Source organism: Christiangramia gaetbulicola (genome assembly GCF_003054225.1).
In the GTDB taxonomy this organism is placed as follows: Bacteria; Bacteroidota; Bacteroidia; order Flavobacteriales; family Flavobacteriaceae; genus Christiangramia; species Christiangramia gaetbulicola.
Window position 1 is genome coordinate 170683 of the sequence record NZ_QBKQ01000003.1, and the last position, 15420, is coordinate 186102.

General features: G+C 39.5%; 12 protein-coding genes. 6 read left to right on the plus strand and 6 right to left on the minus strand.

What is annotated here, in order from left to right; translation table 11 throughout:
- The first annotated feature begins 68 nt into the window (after window positions 1-68).
- The 5 genes from gyrB to C8P64_RS12260 all read left to right on the plus strand — a co-directional run bounded on the left by gyrB (window position 69) and on the right by C8P64_RS12260 (window position 8075).
- Window positions 69-2009, plus strand: a complete 1941-nt coding sequence (gyrB, locus tag C8P64_RS12240; protein WP_108172374.1) for a DNA topoisomerase (ATP-hydrolyzing) subunit B — start codon at window positions 69-71, stop codon at window positions 2007-2009.
- A 120-nt stretch (window positions 2010-2129) separates the two neighbouring features.
- The gene (locus C8P64_RS12245) at window positions 2130-3107 is read left to right on the plus strand and encodes a DUF6588 family protein (RefSeq protein WP_108172375.1); all 978 of its coding nucleotides are present in this window, start codon (window positions 2130-2132) and stop codon (window positions 3105-3107) included.
- 94 nt (window positions 3108-3201) lie between these two features.
- Entirely contained in the window at window positions 3202-4128 is a 927-nt protein-coding gene (gene mdh, locus C8P64_RS12250; RefSeq protein ID WP_108172376.1) for a malate dehydrogenase, read from the plus strand.
- Window positions 4129-4297: 169 nt separating this feature from the next.
- On the plus strand, window positions 4298-7297 hold the full coding sequence (secDF, locus tag C8P64_RS12255) for a protein translocase subunit SecDF (protein ID WP_108172377.1): 3000 nt from the start codon (window positions 4298-4300) through the stop codon (window positions 7295-7297).
- 79 nt (window positions 7298-7376) lie between these two features.
- Window positions 7377-8075 carry a hypothetical protein gene (locus tag C8P64_RS12260; RefSeq protein ID WP_108172378.1) on the plus strand — a complete coding sequence of 233 codons (699 nt, stop codon included), beginning with the start codon at window positions 7377-7379 and terminating at the stop codon, window positions 8073-8075.
- Here C8P64_RS12260 and C8P64_RS12265 read toward each other — a convergent pair.
- From C8P64_RS12265 to folE, 5 genes are read right to left on the minus strand one after another with little or no spacing between them, the layout of a single operon-like run.
- Window positions 8072-8572 carry a DUF192 domain-containing protein gene (locus C8P64_RS12265; RefSeq protein ID WP_108172379.1) on the minus strand — a complete coding sequence of 167 codons (501 nt, stop codon included), beginning with the start codon at window positions 8570-8572 and terminating at the stop codon, window positions 8072-8074. The two genes, C8P64_RS12260 and C8P64_RS12265, sit on opposite strands and share 4 nt — an antisense overlap.
- Window positions 8569-9390: a prolipoprotein diacylglyceryl transferase gene (gene lgt, locus C8P64_RS12270; RefSeq protein WP_211307619.1), complete on the minus strand. Its 822-nt coding sequence runs from the start codon at window positions 9388-9390 to the stop codon at window positions 8569-8571. The genes C8P64_RS12265 and lgt overlap by 4 nt, the downstream gene beginning before the upstream one ends.
- A gap of 45 nt (window positions 9391-9435) precedes the next feature.
- Window positions 9436-9684, minus strand: coding sequence for a membrane protein insertion efficiency factor YidD (gene yidD, locus C8P64_RS12275; protein WP_108172381.1), 249 nt, complete (start codon window positions 9682-9684; stop codon window positions 9436-9438).
- A gap of 8 nt (window positions 9685-9692) precedes the next feature.
- Entirely contained in the window at window positions 9693-11177 is a 1485-nt protein-coding gene (gene cysS / locus C8P64_RS12280; protein WP_108172382.1) for a cysteine--tRNA ligase, read from the minus strand.
- Between the two features lie 22 nt (window positions 11178-11199).
- Entirely contained in the window at window positions 11200-11877 is a 678-nt protein-coding gene (folE, locus tag C8P64_RS12285) for a GTP cyclohydrolase I FolE (protein WP_108172383.1), read from the minus strand.
- A gap of 148 nt (window positions 11878-12025) precedes the next feature.
- Between folE and C8P64_RS12290 the strand changes: the two genes are divergently transcribed.
- Window positions 12026-13864, plus strand: coding sequence for a T9SS type B sorting domain-containing protein (locus tag C8P64_RS12290; RefSeq protein WP_170106661.1), 1839 nt, complete (start codon window positions 12026-12028; stop codon window positions 13862-13864).
- A gap of 50 nt (window positions 13865-13914) precedes the next feature.
- Here the strand turns inward: C8P64_RS12290 and C8P64_RS12295 are convergent, their stop codons facing one another.
- Window positions 13915-15402, minus strand: a complete 1488-nt coding sequence (locus C8P64_RS12295) for an OmpP1/FadL family transporter (RefSeq protein ID WP_108172385.1) — start codon at window positions 15400-15402, stop codon at window positions 13915-13917.
- Window positions 15403-15420 lie beyond the last annotated feature (18 nt).

Here is a 15420-nt window from a genome sequence, read left to right on the forward strand (position 1 = left end):
CTGTTAAAAATATGCGAATTGTTATATTTGTTCGTTATCCAAAATAGACGAAATTAATTAGCATATATATGAGCGAAGAAGCTAAGAAACATAATTATTCAGCCGACAGTATTCAGGCACTGGAAGGCATGGAGCATGTTCGTATGCGACCTTCAATGTATATTGGAGATACAGGCGTTAGAGGACTGCATCATTTGGTATACGAAGTTGTTGATAACTCGATCGATGAGGCGCTTGCGGGACACTGTGATAATATTAAAGTTACGATCAATGAGGATAATTCCATCACTACCGAAGATAACGGTAGGGGAATTCCTATAGATCTTCATAAAAAAGAAGGCGTATCTGCATTACAGGTGGTAATGACCAAGATTGGTGCAGGTGGTAAATTTGATAAAGATTCCTATAAAGTTTCCGGTGGTCTTCACGGGGTTGGGGTAAGTTGTGTGAACGCACTTTCAGAACACCTAACTGCAACAGTATATAGGGATGGAAAAATATGGCAACAGGAGTATGAGCTGGGTAAACCGCTTTATCCTGTAAAGCCAACTGGAGAGACAGAACTGAGCGGTACTATTGTTACCTTCAAGCCAGATCCAAGTATTTTCCAGCAAACTCTTGAGTATAACTACGATACTTTAGCAAGCCGTATGCGTGAGCTGGCTTATCTGAATAAGGGTATTCGTATTAGCCTGACCGATAAAAGGAATAAGGAAGATAATGGTGAATATGTTCATAATGACTTCCATTCTGAAGAAGGTTTAAAGGAGTTTATAAAATTTTTAGACGGTAACCGTGAGCCTATCATTGGAGATGTGATCTCTATGGAAGGTGAGAAGAATGATATTCCTGTTGAAGTAGCGATGGTTTATAATACCTCCTTCAACGAGAACCTTCATTCTTATGTAAATAACATTAATACTCACGAGGGTGGAACTCACTTGTCAGGATTTAGAAGAGGTCTTACGACCACTCTTAAGAAATATGCTGATGCGTCTGGTTTACTGGATAAAGTGAAATTTGAAATTACCGGTGATGACTTCCGTGAAGGACTTACCGCGATTATTTCGGTTAAGGTGGCTGAACCTCAGTTCGAGGGACAGACCAAAACCAAGCTGGGTAACCGTGAGGTAACTTCAGCTGTTTCTCAGGCAGTTTCAGAAATGCTTGAGAATTATTTAGAAGAAAACCCGAATGATGCCAAGACCATCGTTCAAAAAGTAATACTTGCTGCGCAGGCTAGAAATGCCGCGAAAAAAGCCCGTGAAATGGTTCAGCGTAAAACTGCCATGAGTGTTGGTGGTTTGCCTGGGAAATTATCTGACTGCTCTGAGCAGGATCCTGCACAATGTGAAGTATTCCTTGTCGAGGGAGACTCGGCAGGTGGTACGGCCAAGCAGGGTAGAGATCGTAAGTTCCAGGCGATACTTCCGCTTAGAGGTAAGATCCTTAACGTTGAAAAGGCCATGTCTCACAGGGTTTTTGATAACGAGGAAATTAAGAATATCTATACCGCCCTTGGGGTTACTATAGGTACTGAAGATGATAGCAAAGCGCTAAACCTTTCGAAGCTAAGATATCATAAGATCGTGATTATGTGTGATGCCGACGTTGATGGTAGCCACATTGAAACTTTGATCCTTACTTTCTTCTTTAGATACATGAGGGAGTTGATCGAGAATGGTCATATCTATATTGCTACGCCACCACTTTACCTTGTGAAAAAGGGACAGAAGAAGCGTTATGCGTGGAACGAAAAAGAGCGTGATGAAATAGCGGCCGAATATAGCGGGGGAGTTCAGATCCAGCGTTATAAGGGTCTTGGGGAGATGAACGCAGAGCAGCTTTGGGATACCACTATGGATCCAGAATTCAGGATACTAAGAAAGGTGAATATTGATAATGGTGGGGAGGCCGATAGGATCTTCTCAATGCTAATGGGAGATGAGGTTCCGCCACGACGGGAGTTTATTGAAAAGAACGCAAAGTATGCCAATATCGATGCGTAATCTTCACTAGAATATTTATTAAAAGACCCACACCTAAACTATTAAGTGTGGGTTTTTTACTTACAAATAATTTCGAAAACTAAATTTTACTATTTTTATTCCACCTAAACCTAAGTCACCGTGAGAAGCTTCAGAAAATTAATTCTACTTACAGCCCTATTTTTCGTTCAAAATACTTTTTCGCAAATCGTTCCTGAAGAGGGACAGGAAATCATACAGGATCTCCTTTTCCTTGCCGATGGTTTCGCAAGCCCGGCATCAGAAAGTGCTGCCTACCAGGCTACCGCAAGCTGGTTTACATCTGCCAGGGCACTTGAGCCATGGAAAGTTGATGTTTCTTTGCACGGTAACGGATTGTTAGTGCCATCCAGTAAAAAGGAATTCACTGTTAACAACAATGACTTTCAGAACCTGACAATTAACGATGGAGATCGTGGAGCCTTATTGCCTACAGCATTTGGGAAGGATTCAAATGTAATGTTCAAAGGGTCTTTTATGGGAGAAGAGTTTAGTTTTCAGGCAATTGAGGGTATTGATAAAGGGGCTCTTTTTTATCCATTTGCACAGGTCTCGGTTGGATTGCCTTACGGTTTTCAAATTGGCGTGAGAGCTTTACCTGAATTGGAAATAGATGGATCTCAGTTCAGTACTTACGGAGCTGGATTAAAATATAATATTAGTCAGCATTTTAGATTTAATAAAGAAGATGATTTCCAGTTGGCGGCAATTGTCGCATATGATCTATTTGACGTGAAATATGAGTTTGAGCAAATTAGTGTCCCGAATCTTGTAAATCTGGATCTAATAGATGTTAGTGCTGGCGTTTGGCTGGCAGAGGTTATGGCTTCCAAAAAATATGAGAATTTCGAGGTTTTTGGTGCTTTTGGTGTGGCGCAGTCTGATTTCGAATATGAATTTGGTGGCGATGGAATTGCTCTAGGCCTTGTGAATTCAGAAATTGCAACTTTAAATGATAAAGAAGCTCAATTCAAGGGAGATATTGGATTCAACCTATATTTCGAAAGATTCAAAATTTCCACCATGGCGACTGCCGGGAAATTCGTGAATTTAAATCTTGGACTTCACTTTATATTATAAGGACTCTTTGATTTAACCATTCCTTATTATTATTACTGCCTCATTATTCGTAATTTCGCAGTCAATATTAATAGAAATCAAATAATATTTTAACATGAAAGTTACTATAGTAGGAGCAGGTGCCGTTGGTGCCAGCTGTGCCGAATATGTCGCCATCAAAAATTTTGCTTCAGAAGTTGTGTTGCTGGATATAAAAGAAGGTTATGCTGAAGGTAAAGCAATGGACCTTATGCAAACCGCAACTCTTAATGGCTTCGATACAAAAATTACAGGAAGTACTAACGATTATTCTAAAACTGCTGATAGTGATATCGCGGTGATCACAAGTGGGATTCCGCGTAAACCTGGAATGACCAGGGAAGAACTTATCGGGATCAACGCGGGGATCGTAAAAGAGGTTTCTTCAAACCTTATTAAACATTCTCCAAATGTGACCCTTATTGTGGTAAGTAATCCAATGGATACCATGACTTATTTAGTTCATAAAACTACCGGTCTTCCTAAGAACAAGATCATTGGTATGGGTGGAGCTTTAGATAGCGCCCGTTTCAAATACAGACTTAGTGAGGCTTTAGAATGTCCTCCTTCAGACGTAGACGGAATGGTGATTGGTGGTCACAGTGACACCGGAATGGTGCCATTAACAAGACTTGCTACAAGAAATTCTGTTCCCGTTACTGCTTTTCTTTCTGAAGACAGATTGAATCAGGTTTCTGAAGATACTAAAGTTGGTGGAGCAACGCTTACCAAGCTTTTAGGAACCAGTGCCTGGTATGCTCCTGGAGCTGCAGTGTCTGGTCTGGTACAGGCCATTGCTTGTGACCAGAAGAAAATGTTCCCATGTTCAGCCTTACTGGATGGAGAATATGGTCTTAAAGACCTTTGTATTGGTGTACCGGCCATTCTTGGAAAAGATGGTTTGGAGAAAATTGTGGAATTACAATTGGATGATGCTGAAAAAGCAAAAATGAAGGAGAGTGCTGAAGGTGTGAAAAAAACCAACGGTTTACTTGACGTGTAGTTTTTTAGCAAAAACCATTAGAAATAACATGAAAAGCCACAGTATTTGTGGCTTTTTTGTTGGATTTAAAAGTTAAAATTATCCAAAAAAAAATATTGGGATTTGATAATTGAAGTCCTATATTTGTCCGTTTTTAAAATAGACCTAATAATCAATAATTTGAGGAATAATGCAGAATAAAGGACTGATTAAAGTTTTTGCAATTTTGTTTGGGCTGGTATGTCTTTATCAGCTTTCATTTACGTTTATAACAAATAATGTTGAAACTAATGCTGAGGAGTTTGCCGTTCAGGAAGTTGGTGAAGATGTAGAGAATTACTCTGAACTACGTGACCAGGCCGAGGCCCGTTACCTGGATTCTATCGGTAATGATGAAGTTATTGCGGGAATTACCTACAATGCCGCGAAAGACAAAGAGCTTAACAAAGGGCTTGACCTTAAAGGAGGAATCAACGTGATTCTTCAAATTTCCGTAAGAGATATCTTGAGCGGATTGGCGAACGATTCAAAAGATCCTGCTTTTAGAAAAGCGATCGCAGAAGCAGACGAAGCACAGACCGATAGTCAGGAAAACTATGTGGATCTATTCTTCGAGGCTTTCAACAATATCCCGAATGCAAAACTTGCATCTCCTGATATTTTTGCAAATAAAACATTGAGTGACGAGATCAACTTCAACATGAGCAATGAAGAAGTTGAGCCGATCATCAGAAAGAAGATTGACGAATCTATTACTTCAGCTTTTGAAGTATTGAGAAAACGTATCGATAAATTTGGAGTAACCCAGCCAAACATTCAGCGTCTTGGAAATTCAGGAAGAATTCTTGTTGAATTACCTGGAGCAAAAGACATCAGCAGGGTTAAAAACCTATTACAAAGTACAGCTCAGTTAGAGTTCTGGCATGTTTACAAGAACAACGAAATAGGAAATTTCCTTGTTCAGGCTAACAACAGGCTTGCTGAAATGAAGAGAACTCAGGAAGATGCTACTGAAGAAACAGATACAACTGCAACTTCAGGTGATGATGAGATCGATGAGCTTCTTGCGGATTCAGCAGACAGTACTGAAGTTGAAACTGGAAATAACCCACTATTCGATCTAATCGTTTCTCCAGGATTCCAGGGAGGACCGGTAATCGCAACTTTCAAAGTACAGGATACAGCGAAAGTGATGGATTATCTTCAGAATCCTCAAATTAGATCTTTACTTCCTAGCGAAATGCGTTATGCTAAGTTTGTATGGGGAGTTGCAGATGAGGAAACTCAAACAACAGGTCTTTATGCATTAAAAGGTAACCGTAACATGGAGCCACCATTAAGTGGTAGTGTTATTACCGATGCTCAGCAAACATACGATCAATTAGGTCGTATTGCGGTAAGCATGCAAATGGATGGAACCGGAGCTAAGATCTGGGAAGATATGACTGGTAAAGCTTCTAATGAGCAAAGCCAGATCGCTATCGTTCTTGACAATATCGTTTATTCTGCACCGGGTGTTTCTACTGGTCCAATTTCTGGAGGTAGAAGTGAAATTAGTGGAGACTTTACAATTACAGAAGGTCAGGATTTAGCAAACGTACTACGTGCTGGTAAATTACCTGCTTCTGCAGATATTATTCAGAGTGAAGTTGTTGGTCCATCTCTAGGACAGGAGGCTATAGATAGTGGTATCAATTCATTTGGTATTGCTCTTATCCTTGTATTGGTTTGGATGATCCTTTACTACGGTAAAGCTGGTCTTTTTGCAGATGTTGCTCTTGTGGTGAATATCCTTTTCATCTTTGGAGTACTTGCAGGTCTTGGAGCAGTACTAACTTTACCTGGTATTGCCGGTATCGTTTTAACTATTGGTATGTCTGTAGATGCGAACGTACTTATTTTTGAAAGGATTAAAGAAGAACTTGCTAAAGGTAAAATTCAACGTGATGCCATAAAGGATGGTTTCAATAATGCGTTGTCTTCTATTCTTGATGCGAATATCACTACAGGTCTAACCGGTCTTATTTTATTCGTACTTGGTACAGGTCCTATTAAAGGATTCGCGACTACCTTATTAATTGGTATCGCTACTTCTTTATTTACTGCAATTTTCATCACCAGATTGTTCATTGATGGATACGGTAAAAAAGGAAAATCTCTAGATTTTACTACTTCTCTTACCAAGAATCTGTTCACTAACATGAACATCGATTTCCTTAAGAAGAGAAAGGTTGCCTATATAATTTCAGGATTATTTATTGTAATTAGTGTTGGATCTTTATTTGTACAGGGTCTTAACCAGGGAGTTGATTTTGTTGGAGGTAGAACTTATACCGTAAGATTTGCCGATGATGTAAATCCTACTGAAGTTCAGAACGATCTTGTGGCTACTTTTGGTAGTGCTGAAGCAAAGACTTTTGGACCAGACAACCAATTAAAGATTACTACAAAATATAAGGTAGACGAAGAAGGTGCTGAAGTTGATGAAGAAATTCAGAGATCACTTTATGAGTCTCTAGGTTCATACCTTCCTTCAGATTTAAGTTACGAAGAGTTCGTTGACGGAGCAGATGACAAACAGGTAGGAGTGATGCAATCTATGAAGGTTGGAGCTACTATTGCCGATGATATTAAGAATGCTTCTTTCTGGGCTGTATTAGGTTCTTTGGTTGTTGTGTTCCTTTATATCCTGTTGCGTTTCCGTAAGTGGCAATTTAGTTTGGGAGCTGTAACTGCAGTATTCCATGATGTATTGGTAGTATTGGGTATTTTCTCATTATTATACAAAGTGATGCCATTCAACATGGAGATCGACCAGGCGTTTATCGCGGCAATCCTAACCGTAATTGGTTACTCGCTGAATGATACCGTGGTAGTGTTCGATAGAATTAGAGAATACGTTAATGAGCATACTAGCTGGGATCTGAATAAAACAGTGAACGCTGCTTTAAACAGTACCATTAGTAGAACTTTGAATACCTCGCTTACTACCTTGGTAGTATTACTTGCTATCTTCATCTTTGGAGGTGAAAGTATCAGAGGATTTATGTTCGCCCTTATCGTTGGTGTTATTGTAGGTACTTATTCATCGCTATTCATTGCAACTCCTGTGATGTTCGATAGCGTGAAGAAGAAGTCTTCAATTCAAAAGAAAGAAAAGCCTAAAGCAGAAGAGGCTGCTACAGCCTAATCTGTAATAGGATCATATATTAAAAAAGGCTTTCCAAATCGGAGAGCCTTTTTTAATGCCTGAAAATTATTAGTTTATTATGAGTAAAGAGGTTGAGTTCTCTACCATTAATATCATTGGATTCGTTCTGGCTTATCTGCTGCTTTTTCCAGTCGCATACCTGGTTAATTTATTCATCGAGTTCGATCCAGTATATATCTATAGCTTTATCCTTTTAATTGCGCCTATTTATATGCTTTTCAGTGGAAAGCTGCACTTGGAGCTGTGTGAAGATCATTTGTTCATCAAATGGCTTAAAAGGCCTCTTGTTGGAAAGCAGCCTGACTATAGAATCCATTATGGCAAAATTCTGCGATGGAAATATCGAAGAGGAGGTAGAGGACCGGATTCCCTGATTTTTATTTTAAGAAGTGGGAAGAAAATTCGGATTCGTCCATCCATATTCAATATGAAAGAATTGGAAACAGATTTTGTAAAATCTTTTGGAATGCGAATTTCCGAGTTCCATTCGAACCACTCAACTCAGGAATTAATGGAAGAATTGGCTCAATCAGCCTATGTTCAGAAGCTGAAAAAAGATAAAGCCATCCTGAATTGTCTGCTAATTCTGAATACGGGAATTGCCGTATTATTTCTTGCAGTCGGATCTTTTTCAGAAGGAAATTCAGCTGATGAAATCTGGATCTTATTTTGCCTTAGCATTTTAGTTTTCCTGCTGCTAAGTTTTAGATTTCATTATTTAAAGAATGAGCTGAAGGAAACTTTGTCCCTGAATTAATCCAGTTTCTTAAAGCTTATTTTATCGCCTTGTTCTACACCCCATGCGTCTGACAGGCCTCCGTTTATCTCGAGCACAAATTTTGTTGGTCCTTCTGAAGGTAAAGAGGTTTCATCTCTTGGAGTAGCATTCTTCTGTATACTCACCAAAGTGCTGTCTGCAGCGTAATAAATAATGTCTAAAGGGATATAGGTGTTCTTCATATAAAAGCTTCTTACCCTTGCATCATCGTAAACGAAAAGCATTCCCTGGTCGTCTTCCATGCTCTCGCGATACATTAGTCCGGTTTGATGTTCGTAATCTGATTCAGCCAGTTCTATATCCAGTTTTTTCAGAGTGTCACCTGAAGCCTTGATCATGTATAATTCACCTTCTTTAGTGAAGGTGATAGGATCGGTCTCAATGACCTCTTCTTTCTTGTCATCATCGCCACAAGAGGTGAAGCTCAGACTTAAAAAAAGAGAGAGCGAGGCAAGGCTTAAAATTCGTTTTTTCATACTGTCTTTCTTTTAACAGGTCTGTACATGAAGTACAATCCGGCAATTACGAATGGGATACTTAGCCATTGGCCAGTATTTAAGAGCCAGTTCGCGCGTTCTCCTACCTGTGGTTCTTTAATAAATTCAATAAAGAATCTTACCGTCCATAGCAATACAAGGAACAGGCCAAATAGATATCCGCTCTTAAAGCGTTTTTCGGTTTTCCAGTACAGGAACCATAAAATGATAAAAATGGCCAGGTAACAAGCCGATTCGTATAACTGGGCGGGATGTCTTGGGAAATCCTCTCCTAATTTTTCGAAAATAATTCCGTAATCTGAATTCGTAGGTTTTCCAATGATCTCTGAATTGATAAAATTTCCAATTCTAACGAATATAGCTCCACTGGCTACCGGTATCACGATCCTGTCCAGTATCCAAAGGACTGGTTTTTCAATGATCCTTTTGGAATAAAGGTACATCGCGATAATAATTCCTATGGCTGCACCATGACTGGCAAGACCTCTGAATCCAGTGAATTCAAATTCCGGTTCAAAACGAACCGGAAGGAAGATTTCTAACAGGTGATTTTGAAAATACTCCCAGTCATAGAAAATAACATGTCCTAATCTTGCTCCAATAAGCGTAGCTAACACCGTATAAATGAATAAGGAATCTAGTTTTTCAACAGATATATTTTCCCTTGTATAAATAGCCTTCATGATATACCAGCCAAGGGTAAAGGCGATTAAAAACATTAAGCTGTAATAGTGAAGAGTGAAAAATCCTAGATCTAATCCTTCAGAGGGATTCCAGCGAATGGCATTAAGGAGCATACTAATAATTTTGATTAGGCGTAAATATACATATTTGCCTTTTCTTTAGCTCGTTTTGCTGCTGGATTTTCGGGGCACCGGGTCGTATCCCGAACCGCCCCAGGGGTGACATCTACTAATTCGTTTCATCCCCATCCAGAAGCCTTTTACAGGCCCATGTAGCTCTATTGCTTCCAGCATATAACTGGAGCAGGTAGGCTGAAACCTGCACGAAGCAGGGGTAAGTGGAGATATGAATTTCTTGTAGAACTGAACAATAGCGGTCAATATGTTACTTAACCATCGGTTCAGCATAATAAGATTTATTTTACAGAAAAGGTTGTGCCTTCTTTTCCGTCTTTTAATTGAATACCTATTTCCTGTAATTGATCTCTAATCTGATCGCTCAAAGCAAAATTCTTGTTGTTTCTTGCTTCAGCTCTTAATTTGATCAATAGTTCGATAGTTCCCGTAAGCTTTTCTTCACCATTTTCATTTTCTGAAACACCATCAAGTAGTCCAAGAATGTCAAACATAAAGGCATTCATGGTAGACTTTAAATCTTCCCTATCTGCCTCGGTGATGGTTACAGAACCTTCTTTAATACTGTTGATCGTTTTAACGGCATCAAAAAGTTTAGCTATGACGATAGGACTATTGAAGTCATCGTTCATGGCGTCGTAGCATGACTGTTTCCAGCCTGCCAGATCAAAGCTGGTTTTATCTGAAACTGGAAGATCTTCAACCGAATAATAAGCTTCCATAAGTCGGTTAAAGCCTTTTTCACTTCCAAGTAATGCTTCGCTTGAAAAATCAAGTATGCTTCGGTAATGTGCTTGCAGGATAAAGAATCTCACCACGTTCGGCGAAAATGCTTTGGTTAGAACATCGTTATTTCCAGTAAAGATCTGTTCCGGAAGAATAAAGTTACCGGTGCTTTTTGCCATTTTCTTACCGTTAAGGGTAAGCATGTTGGCATGCAACCAGTAGTTTACAGGAGATTTTCCGGTGGCAGCTTCTCCCTGGGCGATCTCACATTCGTGATGGGGGAACTTAAGGTCCATTCCGCCTCCATGAATATCGAATTCCTCTCCAAGGTATTTTGTGCTCATCACCGTACATTCAAGATGCCACCCAGGAAATCCGTCGCTCCAGGGAGATGGCCATCTCATAATATGTTGCGGCTCTGCTTTTTTCCAAAGTGCAAAATCCTGAGGATTTCTTTTATCGCTTTGTGCCTGGAGCTCTCGGGTGTTCGCGATCATATCTTCGATCGCTCTTCCGCTTAGTTTACCGTAAGTATGTTCTTTATTGAATTTTAATACATCAAAATACACTGACCCATTCGCTTCATAAGCAAACCCATTTTCTAGTATAGTCTTAATGATCTCGATCTGTTCAACTATATGTCCCGTGGCAGTGGGCTCGATACTTGGCGGCAGGTTATTGAATTTCTGTAAGATGTTATGGAAATCAACCGTATATTTTTGAACAACTTCCATAGGTTCGATCTGTTCGATCCTTGCCTTTTTGGAAATCCTGTCCTCTCCGCTGTCGGCATCGTTTTCAAGATGGCCTGCATCGGTAATATTTCTTACATAACGCACTTTATATCCAAGATGCTTCAGGTATCTAAAGACCAGGTCAAATGATATGAAAGTCCGGCAATTACCTAAATGCACATTGCTGTATACGGTAGGTCCGCAAACATACATCCCTACATTTCCTTCGTTAATGGGCGTGAAAACTTCCTTTTCACCGCTCATGGAATTATAAAGTTTCAGGCTTTGTTCCTGGTAAAGCGCCATGTAATAAGTTGTTTATGATTTATTAGAACGATGTGTCTAATTTAATATAATCCAGAAATTCTCTTCTAACTTCTTTCTTTTTGAAAGCTCCGCCAAATTCACTGGTCACCGTGCTGCTTTCGATATCGCGTATTCCTCTGCTGTTTACACAAAGGTGCTTAGCATCAATTACGCAGGCAACATCTGGTGTTCCCAGAACATTCTGCAATTCGTGAACGATCTGCATGGTCATCCTTTCCTGAACCTGTGGTCTCTTTGCGAAATAGTCTACGATTCGGTTCATTTTTGAAAGACCAACTACGGTACCATTTGAAATATAGGCAACATGAGCCCTTCCAACTATAGGTAATAAATGATGCTCACAGGTAGAATATACCGTGATATTCTTTTCTACCAGCATCTCGCCGTATTTGTATTTATTTTCAAAAGTAGAAGCTTTCGGCTTTCTTTTAGGATGAAGTCCGGCGAATATTTCGTTAACGAACATCTTAGCTACTCTAAGTGGAGTTCCTTTTAAACTGTCATCAGTAAGATCAAGACCTAATGTTTCAAGGATGTTCTTAACGTCCTCTTTTATAAGATCAACTTTCTCCTGATCTGTTTTTTCAAAAGCATCCTCTCTAAGAGGAGTATTTGCACTACTGCTCGCGTGGGCATCGCCCATCTCTTCAATTTCGTTCAATATTTTGTCTATTTTCATGCTTTTTTGCAATAATAGTCGGTTAAAACCGTATTGGCTTGCAAAGATACATATTTATAAGCTTTTAGCAGTATTCAAAAATCAATAAGCCTGAAGGCTTTGTCTGCTTTATATTTTATATTTTGCGTTGGTTATGGTGATGACGGGAATGAAACCAATTTTAAACACATTATTACTGCTGGTATTTGGGGTTTTATCTAGTTACACGATAAATGCTCAGGGTTCCCTTTGTTCAGATATTGAACCTTTTTGTGCCGGCGAGGAACGTCTCACTTTTCCCAACTCCAACATGACCAATAGTACCCAGATCAATGGTGAGGTTGGGCCCGACTACGGCTGCCTTCTAAAACAACCTTATCCCGCCTGGTTTTTTTTACAGATCGAAGATTCAGGAAATCTTAATTTCAGAATTTCACAGGCTGAAAATCGAGATGGATCTGGTGCCCCACTGGACGTTGACTTTGTAGTCTGGGGTCCCTTTGAAAGAGGTGATGAGTACTGTAATGCCACTAGCCTTAATGCCAATAATATTGTTGACTGTAGTTATCTGGATAACGCCGTGGAGAATATGAGCATACCCAATGCCCAGGCGAATGAGATTTATGTGGTGGTCATTACCAATTTTCAGCAGTTACCTGGTTTTATAAGTCTGGAACAAACCAGTAGCCAGGGCTCTACAGATTGCTCCATACTCGATCTTGACCTGGGAAATATGATCTCCGTTTGTGATGAAAATGAATATACCATCGATGGTACTACCGAAGAAGCTGGAAAATACGAATGGTTCGTTTTTAACGATTCAACTTCTCAATATGATCTCATTCCCGGAGAAGATGGACCTACCTTAACCGTAACCACCTCCGGAAATTATAAATTGATCGTTACCGATGTTATTGAAAATAAAACCGAAGAGGATAATGTGACCGTTACTTTCTATGATAGCCCTGAGATCGGGGAGGTTGCGAATTTACCTGTTTGTGTTGATGGAGCCGAATTTGTTGATCTAAATGATCTCTCCGGCGATCTCTTAGCGCCCAATACTGGAGAGAATTCCAATTATGAAATTTATTTTTATGAAACCCGGGAAGATATCGAAGCCGGGAACAGGATCACAAATGCGCAGGCTTTTCCTTTTGTAGAGGGTAAAACGATCTATGCTGAAGTGGTTGATAGTGATAGTGGTTGCAGATCTGAAGTAGAAGATTTTGAACTTAAGACCTTTGATTTTCCAGAATTCTCTCTGGCGGAAAATACCATTCTTTGCGTGGATGAGAATATGAATCTTCTAAAGACCATAAGCATTGGTAAAGACCTTGGGTCTGGTTATTTCTATGAATGGAAAGACGGCGAACAAATTATTAGTACAGAACCAGTTTTGGATTTGGAAGAATTACCAGAGAATTCAGAAATAAGCGTGACTATAGAGCACCCGGAATCTGGTTGTATGCTGGAATTTTTTACAAACACCATCGCGGTGGCCGGTCCTGAAAATGTTAGCATAGAAATTTCAGGCTCAGATTTTGGTGATGGGTACACCGTGGAGGCAAATACAGATGATTTTATAGGGAAAGATTTTGCGCTGTTGGTTTACAGGCTGGATAATGGAATGTGGCAGGATAGCAATATATTCAACTCAGTTACTCCCGGTAGTCATACTGTGAGTGTGAGGGATCTTAATGGCTGTGGTGCAGCGACTAGCGATAGTTTTTTTCTAGTAGGGTATCCGCGGTTTTTTACGCCAAATTCAGATGGATATAACGATAACTGGAATTTAATTTCAGATAATAATATAAGTATTAAAAGGCTCTATATTTTTGACAGGTACGGTAAGCTTTTAACCCGATTAAATCCTTCAAATAAAGGGTGGGACGGTACTTATAACGGGAATGACCTCCCTGCAGACGATTATTGGTTCAGGGTTGAATTTGTAGATGAAAAAACAGGGGAATATCAGGAATATATGTCCAACTTTACTTTGATGAGATAAAAAAAAAGCGCCCTTTTAAGGCGCTTGGTTTTTTTATATATAAGATCATTTTACAGTCCAAAAGTGAGTGAAAGAACAACATTAGAAAGGTCCCGGTCTAAAGTGGTCGTGTTTATGAAACTTGTGCTACCGTCTTTATAATTAGCATAGCTATAAGCAAGGTCCACATTAAAATTACCAAAGCTATATCCAACACCTCCGGTATAACCGGTAAGATCTCCAACATTATTTTCGTCTTTGAACGGGCTCTCTTCAAATCTATATCCTGCTCTTAGGCTAAAATTGGAAATACGGTACTCACCACCAAATCTAAAAGTGGAGGCTGCCTGCATTTCTTCATCGATCGCATTATTAAGATCATAATATGAAATATCATAGTCTGAACTGTATTTCATATTAGAATAATCTTTCCAGCTGTAATCGAAACTTATCAATCCAGATTTCCCGAATAAATAAGCGAAACTTCCATTGAACTTCGAAGGAAGTCTAAGTTGATAATCAGGATAAACGTTCACAATTTGCGGAGCAACTCTTACGAATTCATCAAATGAATTATTAGATTCAAGATATTGCCTGGTTTCTTCTCTAAAGGTAAACCAGGTAGGGGAGTCATAGGTCAATCCCACTCTAATATTATCACTTACTTTGGCGATCCCTCCCAACTGAAATGAAAAACCATCTCCATTAGTAAATAGACTGTTTCCAAAGTAAACCTCGGTGGTCTCACTTCCGGTATTGCTATTAACCTCAGAAAACTCAGTAGAATTTTCATAATTAATAAAATGAGAATTCAGGTTAAGACCTAAATACAGGAAGTCTTTGTATTGCGTTCCCGCATTAAAGGTAAATTTTCCGTTAAGACCGGTAGCGGCATATTGATATCGCTGATCAAATGTTCCCTGTTCTATAAGCGAATAATATTCAGTATTGTTGGGATCATCAACTTCAGCTTCAATTACATATCCCTGATAACCAAGAAATGCCTGTTGAGCAGCAAAGCCGTAATTCTCTCCTAAGAATTGATAAAGGCTCGAAATGCTTTCATCATCCTGTAATTGTAAAAGCTCCAGTGGAACTCCGTCTGCATAACCTAGGAAATACTGATCTAAAGAATTGGATGAATTTCCACGAACATCAAATCTTTCATCATAATTTGATTCTGTACTGTAATTAAGTCCTAAGGAAAATTTTCGCCAGTCGCTATCTGCGTTATCTCTAAATACAAAAACTCCACCGGCGTTGGAAAGGTCGAAGTCGTCCTCTTCACTGCGACTTGTCCCATCATTAAATCTGATGCTATTCTCCAGGTCCCTGTAATTTAAGGTCATGGAAGCACTGCTAGATAGAAATACCGCAGAAGAAGCCGGGTTAAGGGTCATTGCAGAAATATCTCCTCCCAAAGCGCCAAATGCACCGCTCATTGCCATAAACCTGGCTGTTCCAGATAATTCGTTGTTAGAATAGCGGTAGGCATCTCGAAGATCCTGGGCCTGTATAGAAAGGGTGGTTATAAAAAGTAAGAATAGAATTCTTTTCATTGCTTGAAAACTTTGTGT

What these genes read in the sequence shown, in the direction of transcription:
- gyrB (WP_108172374.1), top strand. Translation starts at nt 69, where the DNA reads ATGAGCGAAGAAGCTAAGAAACATAATTATTCAGCCGACAGTATTCAG.
- C8P64_RS12265 (WP_108172379.1), bottom strand. Translation starts at nt 8,572, where the DNA reads ATGAAAAAACGAATTTTAAGCCTTGCCTCGCTCTCTCTTTTTTTAAGT.
- C8P64_RS12295 (WP_108172385.1), bottom strand. Translation starts at nt 15,402, where the DNA reads ATGAAAAGAATTCTATTCTTACTTTTTATAACCACCCTTTCTATACAG.
- C8P64_RS12290 (WP_170106661.1), top strand. Translation starts at nt 12,026, where the DNA reads ATGAAACCAATTTTAAACACATTATTACTGCTGGTATTTGGGGTTTTA.
- secDF (WP_108172377.1), top strand. Translation starts at nt 4,298, where the DNA reads ATGCAGAATAAAGGACTGATTAAAGTTTTTGCAATTTTGTTTGGGCTG.
- cysS (WP_108172382.1), bottom strand. Translation starts at nt 11,177, where the DNA reads ATGGCGCTTTACCAGGAACAAAGCCTGAAACTTTATAATTCCATGAGC.
- C8P64_RS12260 (WP_108172378.1), top strand. Translation starts at nt 7,377, where the DNA reads ATGAGTAAAGAGGTTGAGTTCTCTACCATTAATATCATTGGATTCGTT.
- yidD (WP_108172381.1), bottom strand. Translation starts at nt 9,684, where the DNA reads ATGCTGAACCGATGGTTAAGTAACATATTGACCGCTATTGTTCAGTTC.
- lgt (WP_211307619.1), bottom strand. Translation starts at nt 9,390, where the DNA reads ATGCTCCTTAATGCCATTCGCTGGAATCCCTCTGAAGGATTAGATCTA.
- folE (WP_108172383.1), bottom strand. Translation starts at nt 11,877, where the DNA reads ATGAAAATAGACAAAATATTGAACGAAATTGAAGAGATGGGCGATGCC.
- mdh (WP_108172376.1), top strand. Translation starts at nt 3,202, where the DNA reads ATGAAAGTTACTATAGTAGGAGCAGGTGCCGTTGGTGCCAGCTGTGCC.